This is a genomic window from Arthrobacter sp. TE12231 (genome assembly GCF_054062895.1).
Map to the genome: position 1 here is coordinate 4,407,067 of NZ_JBSSFS010000001.1, position 17,044 is coordinate 4,424,110.

Consider the following 17,044-nt stretch of genomic DNA (forward strand, 5'->3'; position numbering starts at 1 on the left):
GGCCGCCTGGGCACGTTCTTTGACCGCCTGCACGCGCGACGGCGGCCCGCCCCCGAAGGGACGGGCCGCCGTCGTAGGTGCGGAACTTCCGGTTGAGCGCGGTGCCGGTCAGGAGCGCCGCGGCCGGACTACTTGACGCCGAGCTGCTTGGTGGGCACCTTGAAGGTTTCCTTGGCCGTCAGGGCCGCAATGGTGGCGATCAGGCAGATGACTGCGGTGAAGATGCTGATCTGGACCCAGCCGCCGGGCTGGATGCCGCCCATGGCCGCCACGATCGCGGGGGCGAAACCCGCCATGAGGAAGCCCAGCTGGGTGCCGATGGCGAGGCCGGAGAAGCGGACGTTGGTGCTGAACATCTCGGCGTAGAAGGAGGGCCAGACCGCGTTGGCGGCAGCGTAGCCGAAGGAGAAGAACGCGATTGCCGTAAGGAACATGAGCGGGACGTTGCCGGACTCGAGGCTCAGCAGGAAGACCGGGGTCAGGGCTGCGCTGGACAGTGCGCCGTAGATGAAGACCGGCTTCCGGCCTATCTTGTCGGCGAGCATGCCGAAGAGCGGCTGGGTGCCCAGGGCCATGAAGTTGGCGCCGACGACGAGCCAGAGCGTGGTGGTGCCGTCCACGCCGGCAACGTTCTTGGCGTAGCTGATGGCCAGGGTCCCGAAGACCGTGGACACGGCGGCGATGAAGGCGCAGGCGATGACGCGGAGGACATCGCGCCAGTGGCCCTTGAGGAGGTCGGCCACCGGGAGCTTGGAGATCTGCGCGGTCTTCCGGGCTTCCTCGAATGCCGGCGGTTCGTGCAGGGTGCGGCGGATGAAGAACGCGACCAGCACAACCACGGCGCTGAGCCAGAACGGGATGCGCCAGCCGATGCTGTACTTGATGTCATCGGGCAGCGCCAGGACGGGGATGAAGACGAGGGCAGCGAGGATCTGGCCGCCCTGGGTGCCCGTGAGCGTCCAGGAGGTGAAGAACGAGCGACGGTTGTCCGGGGCGTGCTCCAGCGTCATCGAAGACGCACCGGCCTGCTCACCGGCCGCGGAGAAGCCCTGGCAGAGACGTGCCAGCACCAGCAGGACAGGGGCCCACCAGCCCACCGTCTTGAAGTCCGGAAGGCAGCCGATGACGAAGGTGGAGGCCCCCATCAGCAGGAGCGTGAACATGAGGACCTTCCGGCGGCCGATCCTGTCGCCGAAGTGGCCCAGGACGACGGCGCCGATCGGGCGGGCAATGTAGGCGAAGCCGAAAGTGGCGAACGACATGATCGCCGCGTTGGTGTCGGCGTCGGGGAAGAAAACATGCGGGAAGATCAGTGCCGCTGCCGAACCGAAGATGAAGAAGTCGTAGTACTCGACGGCGCTGCCCAGGAAGCTGGCAAGGGCCGCCTTCTTCGGCGTCCCTCCCGTGGTGGTGCCCGTCGCGGACGGGAGAGTCTGGCTCATGGTGTTCCTTTTGTGTGACGACGTTGTCGCGGATGGATCAGGAATGTCTCGACTGCCGCTTGCTTAAGTTTGGTGCAGCCGGAGGTCCGTGGAAAGACCCGGACTAGTAGCCACATGGTGGAAGCTACTTGTGCGATGTAGCAATCATGACTGTGAGCGTAGTCACCTGTCAAGAAAAATAATCACCATCTAGAAATAGTTCTCACTATGTGGGAGCATCGTTGTATGAGTGTGAATCAAGGCACAGAAGAGTCCGCCGTCTCCGCCGCCCCGGGGGAGGCCCTTGTGAGGCCTGCCAAGGCCGCCAAGGAGGACTCGCGGACGGACATGGTGGGGAAGGCCCTGGGCCTGCTGGTTCTCCTGGGCGACGAGCCGCGCGGCGCCAGCGCCGCCGAGATCTCCCGCCGGGCCGATCTGCCGTTCAGCACCACGTACCGCCTGCTCGGCTCGCTGACGCGGGACGGCTTCGTGGACTACGAGTCCGACGGGCGCCGCTACCACCTGGGCCTGCGCGTCTTCCAGCTTGGCCAGCGGGTTTCCAATCATCACGGCTTTGCGGGCACGGCACTTCCCATCCTGCGCCGGGTGACCGAGGAAACGGGCGAGGCCACCATTCTTTCCGTGCGTGACGGCATCCACCATCTGACGGTGAATAAGGTGGATGGCCCGCGAACCTTCCGCGTCACCAGCGATCCCGGCCATCTGGGGGCGCTGCACACCACCTCGGTGGGCAAGGCGCTGGTGGCGTTCGCCGATGACGCCACCCGCGCCCAGCTTCTCGATGAACTGCCCCTCGATCCGCTGACAGAGCATTCCATTACCGATCGCGACGCGTTCCGGGCGGAGATCGAACTGGTCCGCCGCCGTGGCTACGCCACGATGGACGAGGAAAACGAGGCCGGCATGCGCGCCGTCGCGGTTCCGGTGTTCAACGCCCAAGGTCACGCGTTTGCCTCCCTCGCCACGGCCGTGCCGGTGTTCCGGCTCAGCATGGAGGACCTGGTGGCCTGTGTGCCCCTGCTCCAGTCGGCCGCAGCTGAGCTCTCGGCCCGGCTGCCCCAGCGGTGACGTGCTCCGCCCGCCGCCCGGGGGTGCCTCGGGATGGCAGGCGCCGTCGTAATAATATGTTCGTCATTCGAACAAGTGTGCAACATGTGAACAAAGTCTGTAGTGTAATCCCCATCACCCGGCCCGCCGCGGACGCCTCAAGCGCCACGGCTCGCCGAGTGCAGTTGTCAAAGGAGCTAACCGGATGAGCAATCGAGCAGAATCCTTCCTCGTGGGACTCGTGGGAGACGGTGTCATGCCGTCCCTCACGCCCTACATGCATGAACGCGAAGGTGACGTCCAGGGCCTCCGGTACCTCTACCGCCCCATCGACCTGATCGAACTTGGCCTGCCCGGTCAGGCCGTGGGGGAGCTGCTGTCCGGTGCCCGGAGCCTCGGGTTCAACGGACTGAACATCACCCACCCCTGCAAGCAGCTCGTGCTCGACTACCTTGACGAGGTCTCCGCCGACGCCCGGCGACTCGGCGCCGTCAACACCGTGGTCATCCGGGACGGCCGCTTCATCGGGCATAACACCGACTTTTCCGGCTTCGCGGCGGCCCTGGCCTCCGGCCTCCCCGGGGCCGCCCTGGACCGTGTGGTCCAGCTGGGAGCCGGCGGCGCGGGATCCGCCGTCGCCTACGCCCTGCTCACGGCGGGTGTCCGGGAACTGGACCTCGTGGACACGGATGCGGCGCGCTGCGCCGCCCGGGCTGCCGAGCTCGCCGGGTTCTTCCCGGACCGGACGGTCACGGCCCGCACGACGGCGGAGCTGCCGCAGCTCATGCCCCGGGCCGACGGCCTGGTGCACTGCACCCCGGTGGGCATGGCCGCCCATCCGGGTGTTCCGCTGGACATGTCCCTCGTGGAGTCCCGGCACTGGGTGGCCGACATCGTGTACCGGCCGATCGAAACCGAGCTCGTCCGCGCGGCCCGGGCCAAGGGCTGCGACGTCCTTGACGGCGGCCGGATGGCGGTGGGGCAGGCCGCGGACGCGTTCCGGATCTTCACCGGGCGGGAGCCCGACGCGGACCGCATGCGCTCCCACTTCCTGGAACTCGTGGCCGCGGAAGAGGTGGCAGCCTGATGCGCACCGGAATCGCGACCGTCTGCCTCTCCGGCACCCTGCGGGAAAAAATGCAGGCCTGTGCGGTTGCCGGCTTTGACGGCATTGAAATCTTCGAACAGGACCTCGTCACGTCATCGCTGAGCCCGGAGGATGTCCGGAAGCTGGCCGCCGACCTCGGACTCACGCTGGACCTCTACCAGCCGTTCCGCGACTTCGACAGCGTTCCCGAGGACTTGCTCGCCGCCAATCTGCGCCGCGCGGACGCCAAGTTCCGGCTCATGTCCCGGCTGGGCATGGACACCATGCTGCTGTGCTCCAACGTGGGCACGGCCACGATCGACGACGACGAACTCCGGGCCGCCCAGCTCTCCCGGCTCGCGGACCTCGCGGGCGAACACGGTGTCAAGGTCGCCTACGAGGCCCTGGCCTGGGGCAAATACGTCAGCGACTACGAGCACGCCCACCGGCTGGTTGACATGGTGGACCACCCCCATCTGGGCACCTGCCTGGACTCCTTCCATATCCTCTCCCGCGGCTGGGACACCGCGCCGATTGAGGCTTTCAACCCGGCGAAAATCTTCTTCGTCCAGGTGGCCGATGCCCCCAAGCTGACGATGGACGTGCTGTCCTGGAGCCGGCACTACCGGGTGTTCCCGGGCGAGGGCCAGTTCGACCTTCCCAAGTTCATGGGCCACGTGGTCCGCGCCGGCTATACCGGACCGGTATCGCTGGAAGTGTTCAACGACGTGTTCCGCCAGTCCGACGTCGAACGCACGGCTATCGATGCCATGCGGTCGCTGATCTGGCTCGAAGAGCAGAGCGCCCGATGGCTCGAGGCCAACCCGGCCGCGGCTGAAAGCGGTGCGGCCGGCACTGCGGCCCGGCGCCGTTACCCGATGGAGCTTGCCACGCTTCCCCGGGTGGCCGAGCCCGCCGGCTTCAACTTCGCCGAAGTCCGGGCCGGGGACACCGCCGGCCTGGAAACGCTGCTCAGCCAGCTGGGATTTGCGTTCAACGGGCGCCATCGCACCAAGAACGTGCAATTGTGGACCATGGGCCGCGCCCGCTTGATCATCAACGAAGAACCCGCCGCCGGTCAGCACGCGGCCGCCGCCGCTGCCATTTCCACTGCTATTTCGGCCGTGGGGTTCGACGTCGACTCTCCCGTCATCGCCGCCGCCCGCGCCCAGCAGCTCAAGGCCCCCGCGGTGCCGCGCAAGAGCCAGGCCAACGAGGAAGTCTTCCAGGGTTTCGCAGCGCCGGACTCCACCGAGATCTTCCTCTGCCAGGGCAGCCCGGACGGCGCGGCAGCCTGGGTCGGCGAATTCGGGGAGCCTCATGAACCCGGCAACGCACGGCCTCCCGTTGTTGCAGCCGGCGGAACCGCTCCCGCCGCGGGCCCCGCAGCCGGTGCCGTGATTGACCACGTGAACCTCGCCCAGCCGTGGCAGCACTTCGACGAGGCCGTGCTGTTCTACACGAGCGCCCTCGCGCTGGAACCGCAGCCGTATGCCGAGGTGGCGAGCCCCACCGGGCTGGTCCGCTCCCAGGTGATGCTCACCGAGGACCGGGGCGTCCGCCTGGTGCTGAACCTGGCACCGCTGCTGCAGCAGGAGGCCGCCGGAACAAAAGAACCCGGCGAGTCCGGGACCGGCCACCGCCGCACCTACCAGGAGCACGTGGCCTTCGCCGTGACTGACCTCGTGGCCACCGCCCGCGCCGCCCGGGACCGCGGCCTGGACTTCCTGCAGATTCCGGCGAACTACTACGAGGACCTCGACGCCCGGTTCGCCCTGGACCCGGACTTCCTGGCCACGCTCCGCGAGCTCAACCTGCTCTATGACCGTGATGCCGACGGCGAATTCCTGCATTTCTACACGGCCACCGTAGGCAGCGTGTTTTTCGAAATGGTGGAACGCCGCGGCGCCTACGACGGCTACGGCGCTCCGAACGCACCCGTGCGGCACGCCGTCCAGTACGACCACCTGCACCAGCTGACACGCAGTTCCTGATCCCCACCCGACCAACAATCACACCCAGGAAAGGAGGTTGCTGTGCCTGAAGAATTGAACCTCGAGATCTTCAACGCCGACCCGATCACCGAAGACGTGTCCGACGAAGCCATGGAGGCCGCACCAAAGACGTACGCGCCGCTCGATGCCGCCGCAGAGCCGCAGGCGGACCTCAGCGCCGAGATGAAGGCGATCGGCGAAGCGTACGCGCAGGCCCTCAAAGGCGGAGCCCCGGCCGAAACCCAGCCGCGGCTCGACTACGCGCCGTACCGCAGCAGCGTCCTGCGCCACCCCACCAAGGATCTGCACCACGCGGATCCGGAAACCATCGAACTGTACTCGCCGGCGTTCGGGCACATGGACGTGCACGCGCTGGAAGCAGACCTGACCATCGCGCACAACGGCGAGCCGCTCGGCGAACGCATCGTGGTCTCCGGCCGGGTGCTCGACGGCGACGGACGCCCCGTCGCCGGCCAGCTTGTCGAAATCTGGCAGGCGAACTCCGCCGGGCGCTACATCCACAAGCGTGACCAGCACCCTGCACCGCTGGATCCCAACTTCACCGGCGTCGGCCGCTGCATCACGGGCGCGGACGGCTCCTACAGCTTCACCACCATCAAGCCCGGCGCCTACCCGTGGAAGAACCACCTCAATGCCTGGCGGCCGGCCCACATCCACTTCTCCCTGTTCGGGCAGGAGTTCACCCAGCGGATCGTCACCCAGATGTACTTCCCCGGTGACCAACTGTTCCCGCTGGACCCGATCTACCAGTCGATCGTGGACCAGGATGCCCGCGACCGGCTCGTGGCCACCTACAACCACGAGCAGACCAAGCCTGAATGGGCTCTGGCGTACAACTGGGACATCGTCCTGACCGGGTCCAAGCGGACCTGGACCGAAAACGAGGCATTGGGCGCAGGAGGCGATGAGGATGAATAGCAACGCCGTGGGTAAACTCACCCCGACACCGGGCCAGACCGTGGGGCCGTTCTATGGCTACGCCCTGCCCTTCGCCAAGGACCGCGAGCTCCTGGCTCCCGGATCCCCGGGTTCCATCCGGCTCCAGGGCACCGTCTATGACGGCGCCGGGCACCCGATCCCGGACGCGATCCTGGAGATCTGGCAGGCCGACGCGGACGGCAGGGTCCCGCACCGCACTGGCTCCCTGGTCCGGGACGGCTACACCTTCACCGGCTTCGGCCGCAGCGCTGTCGGCAACACCGGCGCCTTCACCTTCACCACGGTGAACCCCGGCCCCACCGAGGAGGGCGCGGCGCCGTTCATCGCCGTCGCAGTCTTTGCCCGGGGCCTGATTAACCGCCTTTTCACCCGCGTCTACCTGCCGGAAGACGAGGAAGCCCTGGCCAAGGATCCGCTGCTCAGTTCGCTTGACCCGGACCGCCGCGAGACCCTGATCGCGCGCCGGGATCCCGACGGCGGCCTGACCTGGGACATCCGCCTCCAAGGCGACGGCGAGACCGTGTTCCTGGATTTCAGCGACGTCGAGGGTGCCTCGAAGTGACCTCCTTCGAGACCGGCGGCGGCGCCGGCCTGCACGGCGACTTTGGCCTGCTGAACCCCGTGTCGGCGTCGCCCCTGGTGACGGCGCTGACCGGGGACCGTGCAGTGCTCGCCGCCATCCTGGAGGTCGAGGCGGCCTGGGCGGCGGTCCTGGATGAGGCGGGCCTCGCCCCGGCCGGGTCCGCAGCGGTGGTGGCCACGGCCGCGCAGGTGCAGCGGTACGACGTCGCAGACATCGCCGTGCGCGCTCAGGGCGGGGGAAACCCGGTCATCCCGCTGCTCGCTGACCTCCGTGAACAGGTCAGGGCCCTGGACGGCGCCGGCCTTGGCGCGGTACGGGCCGTCCACACGTCGCTGACCAGCCAGGACGTCCTCGACTCGGCCCTGATGGTGCTCGCCACCAGGGCCGTGCGCGAGCTGCTCACCGAGCTCACGGCGGCGACGTCGGCCCTCGCCGGCCTGGCCGAAGCCCATGCCCGGACGCTCTGCGTGGGCCGCAGCCTGACCCAGCACTCGCTGCCCTTCAGCTTCGGGCTCCGGGCCGCGCAGTGGTTTGCCGGGCTGGCCGCCGCCGGCCGCCGGCTCGAAGCACTCGAACTGCCGGTCCAGACCGGCGGCGCCGCCGGGACCCTGGCCGCCGGCACTGTACTGACGTCCGGCGCTGCACTGACGTCCGGCACCGGGCTCATCGCCGGGCCGCTGTCACCCTTCGATCTCTCCGACCGGCTGGCCGCCCGCCTCGGACTCGCCACCGTTCCGGCGCCCTGGCACACCAACCGTGTTGCCGTGACCTCGCTCGGCGATGCCCTGGCCACCGTGACGGACGCTGCCGGAAAGATTGCCGCCGACGTCCTGTTCCTGAGCCGGCCGGAAGTGGCCGAGCTCGCCGAACCGCGTGCCGCGGGCCGCGGCGTGTCCTCGGCCATGCCGCAGAAGCAGAACCCGGTGCTGTCCGTTCTGATCCGCAGCGCCGCCCTGCAGGCGCCGGCCTTGGGCGCCCAACTGCACCTTGCCGCCGCCAATTTCAACGACGAGCGACCCGACGGAGCCTGGCACAGCGAATGGGCGGCCCTGCGCCAACTGCTGCGCCTGGCCCTCGGCGCCGCGGGACAGCTCCGCGAACTGGCCGAAGGGCTGCAGGTGTTCCCCGGTTCCATGCGACGCAACCTCGACCTCGCCGGCCCGCTGCTTCTCTCCGAAGCCGTCAACTCCGCCGTCGCGCCGCTTCTGGACGCCCGCAGCGCCGGGGCGGGACCGGGCCGTGCCGGCAAGCAACTACTGCAGGAGGTCGTCGACCAGACCCTCCAGGCCCCGGCCTCGGAGCAGGCGGCCATCTACCGGAAACTGCTCCGGGCGGCCGTCCCTGAGGAACTGCTCGCGGACAGCCGGCTTGAGGAGCTCCTGGACCCGGCCAACTACCTCGGCCAGGCCGTTGAGATCACCCGCCGCATCCTCGCTGCGTACCCGGAATACGCCGCCGGCCCGGCCTCACCCGAATATGACCGTGCCACCGCCCACCAACTCCAGAACGGAGCCTCCCGTGGCTAGACCTACCGTCAAAGCAGTCCTGCTCTCGCCCCAGCGCGCGCTCGGCGACAAGCCCCTCCTGATCGTGGGGCCCTCGCTCGGAACGTCCTCCCTGCTGTGGAGCCAGGCCGGCACCCTGCTGGGGTCCGACGTCGACGTCGTGGCCTGGGACCTGCCCGGCCACGGCGTCTCGCCCGCGGCGCAAGAGACGTTCACTGTCGCTGAACTGGCCGACGCCGTGATCGGCCTGGTCGATTCGATCGCCCCCGGCGCACGCTTCCACTACGCCGGGGTGTCGCTCGGCGGGGCCACCGGCCTGCAACTGGGCATTAAGCACGGCGACCGGCTCAAGAGCCTCTCCGTGCAGTGCTCCGGCGCGAAGCTCGGCACTCCCGAGGGCTGGCTGGAACGGGCCGAGACTGTGCGCACCCAGGGAACCCCGGTGATGATCCAGGGCTCCGCTCAGCGCTGGTTCGCCCCGGGGTTCATGGACCGTCAGCCGGAGCTCAGCGGCCGGCTCCTGCACACCCTCCGTGACGCCGACCGCTTCAGCTACGCCTTCTGCTGCGAGGCCCTGGCGGGCTTTGACGTCCGGGACCAGCTCGGCACCATCCGCGTCCCCACCCAGGTGATTGCCGGCGCCCTGGACTCCGTGGCTCCGCCCTCGATGGCCGAGGAAGTGGCCGCGGGCATCACCGCCGGCGGCGGCACCGCCACGGCCGTCAGCCTGGAGGGCGTGGCACACCTGGCCCCGTTCGAGGCACCTGCCCACGTTGCCGATCTACTCAAGAGCCTCATCACCTGGACCGAGACCCAAGGAGCCGGCGAATGAGCGGCCCCGAGCTCGACGGACCCCGGCGAAACGGCGTAGTCCAGCCCGGCGCGACAAGCCAGGAAATCTACGACGGCGGCATGAAAGTCCGCCGTGAAGTCCTCGGCGCCGCGCACGTGGACCGTGCCAACGCCAGCAAGGATTCCTTCACCGAGGACTTCCAGGACATGATCACCAGGATCGCCTGGGGCGGCATCTGGACCCGGCCCGGGATCAGCCGGCAGATGCGTTCCGCCGTCACCATCACCGCCATGGTGGCGCACGGGCACTGGGAAGAACTGGCCATGCATATCCGCGCCGCCATCACCAACGGCCTGAGCCGGGATGAGATCAAGGAAATCCTGCTCCAGACCGCCATCTACTGCGGAGTCCCCTCCGCCAACACCGCCTTCAAGACCGCCCAGCAGGTGTTCCATTCCATGGACAACGAAGCAATGGAAACTGCAGAAATGGACGACGAATCATGAACCAGGCCTTTATTTACGATGCCGTGCGGACGCCGTTCGGGAAGTTCGGCGGCGGGCTCGCGGCCGTGCGTCCGGATGATCTTGCCGCGCACGTGATCCGCGAGGCGGTGAAGCGTACCCCGGGCCTCGATGTCGAGCGGATTGACGAGGTGGTGTTCGGCAACGCGAACGGCGCGGGCGAGGAAAACCGCAACGTCGCCCGGATGGGCACCCTGCTGGCGGGGCTGCCGGTCTCAATCCCGGGCACCTCGGTCAACCGGCTGTGCGGATCCTCGCTGGACGCGGCGATCATCGCCTCCCGGCAGATCAACACCGGTGACGCCGAGCTCATGCTGGTCGGCGGCGTCGAGTCGATGTCCCGCGCTCCTTGGGTGCTGCCCAAGACCGAGAAGCCCTACCCGGCCGGGGACCTGACCCTGGCCTCAACCACGCTGGGCTGGCGCCTGGTGAACCAGGCCATGCCGGCGGACTGGACCATCTCCCTGGGCGAGGCCACCGAACGGCTGGCCGAGAAGTACGGGATCACCCGCGCGGCGCAGGACGAGTTCTCCGCGGCCTCCCACAACCTGGCCGCCGCGGCGTGGGACGAGGGCTTCTATGACCGCCTGGTCACCCCGGTTCCGGGCACGGACCTGGTCCGCGACGAAGGCATCCGGGCGGGTTCCTCTGCGGAGAAGCTCGCAGGGCTCAAGACCGTGTTCCGGACCGTGAACGGCACCGTCACCGCCGGGAACGCCTCGCCGCTCTCCGATGGCGCGTCGGCGGCGTGGCTGGGATCCGAGAGGGCCGCAGGGCTGCTGGGGATGGACCCGCTGGCCCGGATCGCGGGGCGCGGCGCGCACGCGAACGATCCCCAGTTCTTCGGCTACGCCCCGGTTGAGGCCGCGAACAAGGCCCTCGCGAAGGCCGGGATCGGCTGGGACGAGGTCGGCGCCGTCGAACTGAACGAGGCGTTCGCCGCGCAGTCCCTGGCGTGCATCAACGCCTGGGGCATCGACCCGTCCATGGTGAACCGGCACGGCGGCGCGATCGCGATGGGCCACCCGCTGGGCGCCTCGGGCGGCCGGATCCTGGGCACCCTGGCCCGCACCCTGCTGGCCACCGGGGAACGCTGGGGCGTCGCCGCGATCTGCATCGGCGTCGGCCAGGGCCTCGCCGTCGTCCTCGAAAACGTCACCACCGCCGCATTGGCATAACCCGTCGGCCTAACCCGCCGGCCTAACCCGCCGGCCCAAGGAGAACACAGCCATGCTGAATTTCATTGACACTGTCGGCGAGGCCGTCGCCGGCATCAAGGACGGCTCCACCGTCATGATCGGCGGCTTCGGCAACGCCGGCCAGCCGTTCGAACTCATCGACGCGCTGCTGGAGTGCGGCGCCACCGACCTCACCGTGGTGAACAACAACGCCGGCCAGGGCGACCAGGGCCTGGCCCTGCTGATCAAGGAGGGTCGGGTGAAGAAAATGATCTGCTCCTTCCCCCGCCAGTCTGACTCCTGGCACTTCGACGCCAAATACAAGGCCGGGCAGATCGAGCTCGAACTCGTCCCGCAGGGGAACCTCGCCGAGCGGATCCGCGCCGCCGGCGCCGGGATCGGCGGCTTCTTCACGCCCACCGGCTACGGCACCATGCTCGCCGAGGGCAAGGAAACCCGCTTCCTGGACGGCAAGTGGCAGGTGTTCGAGACCCCGATCCACGCCGACGTCGCCCTCATCAAGGCGCTCACGGCCGACGGCAAGGGCAACCTCGTCTACCGCAAGACGGCCCGGAACTTCGGCCCCATTATGGCCGCCGCGGCCACACACAGCATTGTCCAGGTCTCCGAGATCGTGCCCACGGGCGGCCTGGACCCGGAGGTCATCGTGACCCCCGGAATCTACATCAACAGCATTGTGAAGGTGGCCTGAGATGAGCATCCCGACAAATGACCAGGCAAGTGTCCGGACCATCCAGACGTCCGACAAGCCTCTGGGCCGTGACGACCTCGCCCGCCTCGTGGCAAAGGACATCACGCCCGGATCCTTCGTGAACCTCGGCATTGGCCAGCCCACCCTGGTCTCCAATTATCTGCAGCCGGAGCAGAACGTCACGCTCCACACCGAGAACGGCATGCTCGGCATGGGCCCGGAAGCCACCGGGGACCAGATCGACGGCGACCTCATCAACGCCGGCAAGATCCCCGTGACCGAACTGCCCGGGGCATCCTACTTCCACCACGCGGACTCCTTCGCGATCATGCGCGGCGGGCACCTAGATATCTGCGTGCTCGGCGCCTTCCAGGTCTCCGCCACGGGCGACCTCGCCAACTGGCACACCGGCGCCCCGGACGCGATCCCCGCCGTCGGCGGTGCCATGGATCTCGCCACCGGTGCCAAGGACGTCTTCGTCATGATGACGCTCCTGACCCGCGACGGCGCGTCCAAGCTGGTGGAGACGTGCACCTACCCGCTCACCGGGATCGGCTGCGTGACCCGCGTCTACACCGACAAAGCCGTCTTCCTGACCGGACCCGATGGCGTCCAGGTCCGGGAAACCTTTGGTTGCACCCTCGAGGAACTCCAGGACATGGTTCCCGTCCCGCTCCGGGCCGCGTCCGCGGACGGAAGCTGACGGCCCTGCACGGGGATACCCTGCGCCCGGATAAAGTGATGCGGGACCGGGAGGCGAGAAATGATTGAGGCAGCCAAGAGCGGCGGCGCGCCCGCGGCCAGCGACCAGTACGTGCAGTCGCTGGCACGCGGGCTCGCCGTGATCCGCGCCTTCGATACCGAACACCCCAAGATGACGCTGACCGAGGTCGCGGCCCGGACCGAACTGACCCGGGCCACGGCCCGGCGGTTCCTGCACACCCTCGTGGAACTGGGCTACGTCCGCACCGACGGCAAGATCTTCGCCCTGACCGCCAAGGTGCTGCAACTCGGCTACGCCTACTTGTCCGGGTTGTCCCTTCCCCAGCTCGCCCAACCGCACCTGGAGAAACTCTCGCTCGAACTGGGGGAGTCGACGTCGGCCGCGGTGCTCGAAGGCACCGACATCGCCTACGTCGCCCGGGTATCCACCCGGCGGATCATGACCGTCGGGATCACGGTGGGCACCCGCTTCCCCGCCTACGCGACCTCGATGGGCCGGGTGCTGCTCGCGGCCCTGCCGCCGGCCCAGCTGGATGAGTACCTCGCGGCCGCCGAGATCCGGCCCCTCACGCCCGGGGCCATCGGGACGCGGGCTGACCTCCTGGCGGAACTGGACACGGTCCGCGCCCAGGGCTGGTGCCTGCTGAACCAGGAACTGGAGCTGGGACTGATGTCCATCGCGGCGCCCGTCCACGACGGACCCAAGGTGGTGGCAGCCGTCAACGTCTCGCTACAGGCCCAAACGGTGTCCGCTCAGCCCGACCCCGGGGCCTATCTGGCTGCGGTACGTGAAGCGACTCTGGCCACGGCAGAACTCATCTCAGAGGACCTGACCTCCGGCCGATGAAGCCCCCTTGAGGACCGGCCAGCCGGTCAGGCAGGCGGACCTGAGATGGGCCCCGTTGAAACCCGGATCGTGACGCCCGCGGGATCGTCACTGATTTTCAGGTGCAGATCCCGGCCCACCAGCAAGGTGTGGATGTCGTCGCTGCCTTCCGGCGCGATCTGCTCGGCCAGCCGCGTGACGGCCAGTGCCATGGCCCGGCCCCAGTCGTGGGGATCCATGCTGGATGATTCAGCGGTCGCTGAATACTTCTCTGGTTCAGTCATCTGCCCCCGCTTTCGGTGTCCGGAGCGTCGGCTCCGGCACATCAGGAGGCCCAGTCTAGTGACACCGCCCAGCCGGCGTCCACGAATCCCGCCAGCCCTGCACAGATTGCGCGGGCACTCCGGCTAGGATTTCACTTCGGGACCTCTCCCGCCATTCGCCCCGAAGGACGCCATGACTGAGAACAACACCGCGACGTCGGAGACCCCGGACAGCACAGGGTCCAGGCGCGCCGCCGTGGTCATCAACCCCATGAAGTCACCCGGAGAGAGCTTCCGCGCCTCCTTCTTCCGCCTGTGCGAGACCCAGGGCTGGGCCGAGCCGCTCTGGCTGGAGACCACCAAGGAAGACACCGGCCTCGGCCAGGCCCGCGAGGCCTTGGAGGCGGGAGTCGACGTCGTGATCGCCGCGGGCGGCGACGGAACAGTCCGCTGTGTGGCGGAGGTCCTTGCGGGCACCGGGACTCCGATGGGCCTGGTACCGATGGGCACCGGCAATCTGCTGGCCCGCAACCTCGGGGTCGACATCACCGACCCCGTGGCCGCCAGCTACGACGTCCTGAGCGGCACGGACGCCAAAGTGGACGTGGTGAAGGCCAGGCTGGACCACGCCGAGGAGGAGCACACCTTCCTTGTCATGGCAGGACTTGGGTACGACGCCGCGATCATGGCCAACACCGTGGATCAGCTCAAGGACCGCGTGGGCTGGCTCGCCTATGTCGAAGCGGGCATCCGGCACCTGCCGGGCAAGCCCATCAGGGCGAAGATCAGCATTGACGGCCAGCACCCGGTGCGGCGCCGGATCCGCAGCGTCATGGTCGGAAACTGCGGCAAGATCATGGGCGGCGTGGAGATCTTCCCCGACGCCAAGGTCGACGACGGCATCCTCGACGTCGTGATCCTGGCCCCCGTCGGCCGGTTCGGCTGGCTGGGCGTGCTGGCCGGCGTCTTCGGCCGGAACAACCCCAAGAACTCCTCGGTCGAGTACTTCGCCGGAAAGTCAGCCGAGATCGAGCTCGCCCACGAGCAGGAATTCCAGCTCGACGGCGACCCCCTCGGCAAGGCCAAACACCTCAGTGTCACGGTGGAACACGAGGCACTCACGGTCCGGATGACGGCCGTCTAGCTGGGGGCCAACCGAGTACTACCCGGACGCTGAGCCGAACGGTCGTTCGCAAAGGCAAGTAATCAGCACTCGTGACGGGCGGCACGGGCACCGGCTTGTATAGGCAGTGGCATCACAGAGATGCTGCCGTCTAGCAGTAGGGGTTGGCCGTGGCGATTCCATCCGAAGAATCCGAGCTCATGGCCTCGCCGGCCCCTCTCCGGGTCGCCGTCATAGGCGCAGGCTACTGGGGACCCAACCTGGCCCGCAATTTCAAGGCGGCACCCGACTGGGAACTGGCGGCCATCGTGGACATGGACCGCGCCCGGGCCGCTAAACTCGCCGCAGCACACGGCGACGTCGCCGTCTGCGGATCCGTCCAGGAGCTCCTGGACACGGTCGACGTCGACGCCGTCGCCATCGCGACACCGGCCCACACCCACCACGGCATCGCCCTCACGGCACTGCGTGCCGGAAAGCACGTCCTGGTTGAAAAGCCGCTCGCGGACGCCCGGGCCAAGGGCCTGGAAATGGTCGCCGAAGCCGAGACCCGCGGCCTGGTCCTGATGGCGGACCACACGTACTGCTACACCCCGGCCGTCCTGAAGATCCGGGAACTGATCGCCGACGGCTCCCTGGGCGAAATCCTGTTCATCGACTCCGTCCGGATCAACCTTGGGCTCGTCCAGCCGGACGTGGACGTCTTCTGGGACCTTGCCCCGCACGACTTGTCCATCCTCGACTTCATCCTTCCCGGCGGCCTCAGGCCGGCCGAAGTGTCCGCTCACGGCGCGGATCCGCTCGGCACCGGCAATGCCTGCGTGGGCCACCTGACCTTCGCACTGTCCGGCGGCGGGATGGCCCATGTGCACGTGAACTGGCTCAGCCCCACCAAAATCAGGCAGCTGGTGGTCGGCGGTTCCCGGCGCACGCTGGTCTGGGACGACCTGAACCCGCAGCAGCGGCTCAGCGTGTACGACCGGGGGGTCAGCCTGGACGCCCAGTCGCGGTCCGCGGCGGAGCGGAAGGCATCGGCCATTTCTTACCGGCTGGGTGACACCTGGTCCCCGGCCCTGCCCGAACACGAGGCACTCGGCCAGATGGTGGCCGAATTCGCCAGCAGTATTTGGCAGCAGCGGCCCGCACGGACCAGCGGGGCCGCCGGGCTCCGCGTACTTTCGGTGCTGGAGGCAGTCAGCAGCAGCCTCGGCGCGGCCGGGCGGCCCGCCGCCGTAACAGGGAACGAATTTCAGCTGGAAGGAACACGATGAGCACACTGCAAGGGGCCACGGTCCTGGTGACCGGCGGGGCCGGAACCATCGGGTCCACAATTGTTGACCATTTGCTCGCCGCCGGAGCCGGGCGGATCGACGTCCTCGACAACCTCGTCCGCGGACGCCGCGCCAATCTCGATGACGCCATGGAAAGCGGGCGGGTGCACCTGGTCGAAGGCGACCTCCGCGACCGGGACCTCGTCCACGACCTCACCCGCGGCACCGACATCGTGTTCCATCAGGCCGCCATCCGGATCACCCAGTGCGCCGAAGAACCCCGGCTCGCCCTGGAAGTCCTCGTGGACGGAAGCTTCAATGTGCTCGAGGCCGCGGCCGAACACCGGGTGGACAAGCTCATTGCCGCCTCCAGCGCCTCCGTCTACGGCATGGCAGAGGAGTTTCCGACCACCGAACGCCACCACCACCACAACAACGACACCTTTTACGGAGCGGCCAAGTCCTTCAACGAAGGCATGGCCCGCAGCTTCCGGGCCATGACCGGGCTGGACTATGTCCTGCTGCGCTACTTCAACGTCTACGGGCCCCGGATGGACGTCCACGGCCTGTACACCGAGGTGCTGGTGCGCTGGATGGAGCGGATCGCGGACGGCCAGCCGCCGCTGATTTTCGGTGACGGGTTGCAGACCATGGACTTTGTCCACACCCGGGACATCGCGCGGGCCAACATTCTGGCCGCGGGAAGCGGAATCCGCGAGGGCGTGTACAACGTCGCCAGCGGTTCCGAGACGAGCCTGCTGGAACTCGCCGAGGCGCTCCTGAGGGCGATGGATTCGGGCCTGCAGGTCGAACACGGCCCGGACCGCGCCGTCAATGGCGTCGTCCGCCGGCTGGCGGACACGACGGCGGCAGAACGTGATCTCGGCTTCACCGCCGAAACCGGGCTGGAGGAGGGGCTGCGCGAACTCGTCGACTGGTGGCGTCCGCTGCGCGGCGAGATCGCCGCCGCCCGGGTGGGAGGCGTCCGGTGACCATCGAGCAGGACCAGCTCC

17 protein-coding genes are annotated in these 17,044 nt (G+C 68.2%); 15 read left to right on the forward strand and 2 right to left on the reverse strand.

Annotation, left to right across the window (positions count from 1 at the left end; genetic code table 11):
* Positions 1-128: 128 nt before the first annotated feature.
* The gene (locus ACVWYS_RS19745) at positions 129-1,442 is read right to left on the reverse strand and encodes an MFS transporter (protein WP_116766756.1); all 1,314 of its coding nucleotides are present in this window, start codon (positions 1,440-1,442) and stop codon (positions 129-131) included.
* Positions 1,443-1,667: 225 nt separating this feature from the next.
* On the opposite strand from ACVWYS_RS19745, the gene ACVWYS_RS19750 reads away from it, so the two are divergent.
* The 12 genes from ACVWYS_RS19750 to ACVWYS_RS19805 all read left to right on the forward strand — a co-directional run bounded on the left by ACVWYS_RS19750 (position 1,668) and on the right by ACVWYS_RS19805 (position 13,395).
* Positions 1,668-2,510, forward strand: a complete 843-nt coding sequence (locus ACVWYS_RS19750; protein WP_456507929.1) for an IclR family transcriptional regulator — start codon at positions 1,668-1,670, stop codon at positions 2,508-2,510.
* Between the two features lie 184 nt (positions 2,511-2,694).
* Positions 2,695-3,576, forward strand: a complete 882-nt coding sequence (locus ACVWYS_RS19755; protein ID WP_344364833.1) for a shikimate dehydrogenase — start codon at positions 2,695-2,697, stop codon at positions 3,574-3,576.
* Positions 3,576-5,570 (forward strand): TIM barrel protein, encoded by a 1,995-nt coding sequence (locus ACVWYS_RS19760; RefSeq protein ID WP_456507930.1) that lies wholly within the window; start codon positions 3,576-3,578, stop codon positions 5,568-5,570. The genes ACVWYS_RS19755 and ACVWYS_RS19760 overlap by 1 nt, the downstream gene beginning before the upstream one ends.
* A 42-nt stretch (positions 5,571-5,612) precedes the next feature.
* The gene (pcaH, locus tag ACVWYS_RS19765; protein ID WP_456507931.1) at positions 5,613-6,509 is read left to right on the forward strand and encodes a protocatechuate 3,4-dioxygenase subunit beta; all 897 of its coding nucleotides are present in this window, start codon (positions 5,613-5,615) and stop codon (positions 6,507-6,509) included.
* Entirely contained in the window at positions 6,502-7,092 is a 591-nt protein-coding gene (gene pcaG / locus ACVWYS_RS19770) for a protocatechuate 3,4-dioxygenase subunit alpha (RefSeq protein ID WP_456507932.1), read from the forward strand. The genes pcaH and pcaG overlap by 8 nt, the downstream gene beginning before the upstream one ends.
* Positions 7,089-8,639, forward strand: coding sequence for a lyase family protein (locus tag ACVWYS_RS19775; RefSeq protein ID WP_456507933.1), 1,551 nt, complete (start codon positions 7,089-7,091; stop codon positions 8,637-8,639). The genes pcaG and ACVWYS_RS19775 overlap by 4 nt, the downstream gene beginning before the upstream one ends.
* The gene (locus ACVWYS_RS19780; protein ID WP_456507934.1) at positions 8,632-9,450 is read left to right on the forward strand and encodes an alpha/beta fold hydrolase; all 819 of its coding nucleotides are present in this window, start codon (positions 8,632-8,634) and stop codon (positions 9,448-9,450) included. The genes ACVWYS_RS19775 and ACVWYS_RS19780 overlap by 8 nt, the downstream gene beginning before the upstream one ends.
* A complete protein-coding gene (pcaC, locus tag ACVWYS_RS19785; protein ID WP_344364820.1) occupies positions 9,447-9,917 on the forward strand; it encodes a 4-carboxymuconolactone decarboxylase in 471 nt (156 codons plus the stop codon). The genes ACVWYS_RS19780 and pcaC overlap by 4 nt, the downstream gene beginning before the upstream one ends.
* On the forward strand, positions 9,914-11,113 hold the full coding sequence (locus tag ACVWYS_RS19790) for a thiolase family protein (RefSeq protein WP_456507935.1): 1,200 nt from the start codon (positions 9,914-9,916) through the stop codon (positions 11,111-11,113). The genes pcaC and ACVWYS_RS19790 overlap by 4 nt, the downstream gene beginning before the upstream one ends.
* A 52-nt stretch (positions 11,114-11,165) precedes the next feature.
* Positions 11,166-11,825, forward strand: a complete 660-nt coding sequence (locus ACVWYS_RS19795; RefSeq protein WP_344364815.1) for a 3-oxoacid CoA-transferase subunit A — start codon at positions 11,166-11,168, stop codon at positions 11,823-11,825.
* Position 11,826: 1 nt separating this feature from the next.
* On the forward strand, positions 11,827-12,528 hold the full coding sequence (locus ACVWYS_RS19800; protein ID WP_456507936.1) for a 3-oxoacid CoA-transferase subunit B: 702 nt from the start codon (positions 11,827-11,829) through the stop codon (positions 12,526-12,528).
* A 60-nt stretch (positions 12,529-12,588) separates the two neighbouring features.
* The gene (locus tag ACVWYS_RS19805) at positions 12,589-13,395 is read left to right on the forward strand and encodes an IclR family transcriptional regulator domain-containing protein (RefSeq protein ID WP_456507937.1); all 807 of its coding nucleotides are present in this window, start codon (positions 12,589-12,591) and stop codon (positions 13,393-13,395) included.
* Between the two features lie 26 nt (positions 13,396-13,421).
* Here the strand turns inward: ACVWYS_RS19805 and ACVWYS_RS19810 are convergent, their stop codons facing one another.
* Positions 13,422-13,658 (reverse strand): hypothetical protein, encoded by a 237-nt coding sequence (locus tag ACVWYS_RS19810; protein WP_116766744.1) that lies wholly within the window; start codon positions 13,656-13,658, stop codon positions 13,422-13,424.
* A gap of 172 nt (positions 13,659-13,830) precedes the next feature.
* On the opposite strand from ACVWYS_RS19810, the gene ACVWYS_RS19815 reads away from it, so the two are divergent.
* The 3 genes from ACVWYS_RS19815 (at position 13,831) to ACVWYS_RS19825 (ending at position 17,023) form a co-directional block, all read left to right on the forward strand.
* Complete coding sequence (locus tag ACVWYS_RS19815) at positions 13,831-14,781, forward strand: diacylglycerol/lipid kinase family protein (protein ID WP_456507938.1); 951 nt, start codon at positions 13,831-13,833, stop codon at positions 14,779-14,781.
* A 179-nt stretch (positions 14,782-14,960) separates the two neighbouring features.
* Positions 14,961-16,031 carry a Gfo/Idh/MocA family protein gene (locus ACVWYS_RS19820; protein ID WP_456509102.1) on the forward strand — a complete coding sequence of 357 codons (1,071 nt, stop codon included), beginning with the start codon at positions 14,961-14,963 and terminating at the stop codon, positions 16,029-16,031.
* Positions 16,028-17,023, forward strand: a complete 996-nt coding sequence (locus tag ACVWYS_RS19825; protein ID WP_344364800.1) for an NAD-dependent epimerase/dehydratase family protein — start codon at positions 16,028-16,030, stop codon at positions 17,021-17,023. Before ACVWYS_RS19820 ends, ACVWYS_RS19825 begins: the two co-directional genes overlap by 4 nt.
* Positions 17,024-17,044: the final 21 nt, after the last annotated feature.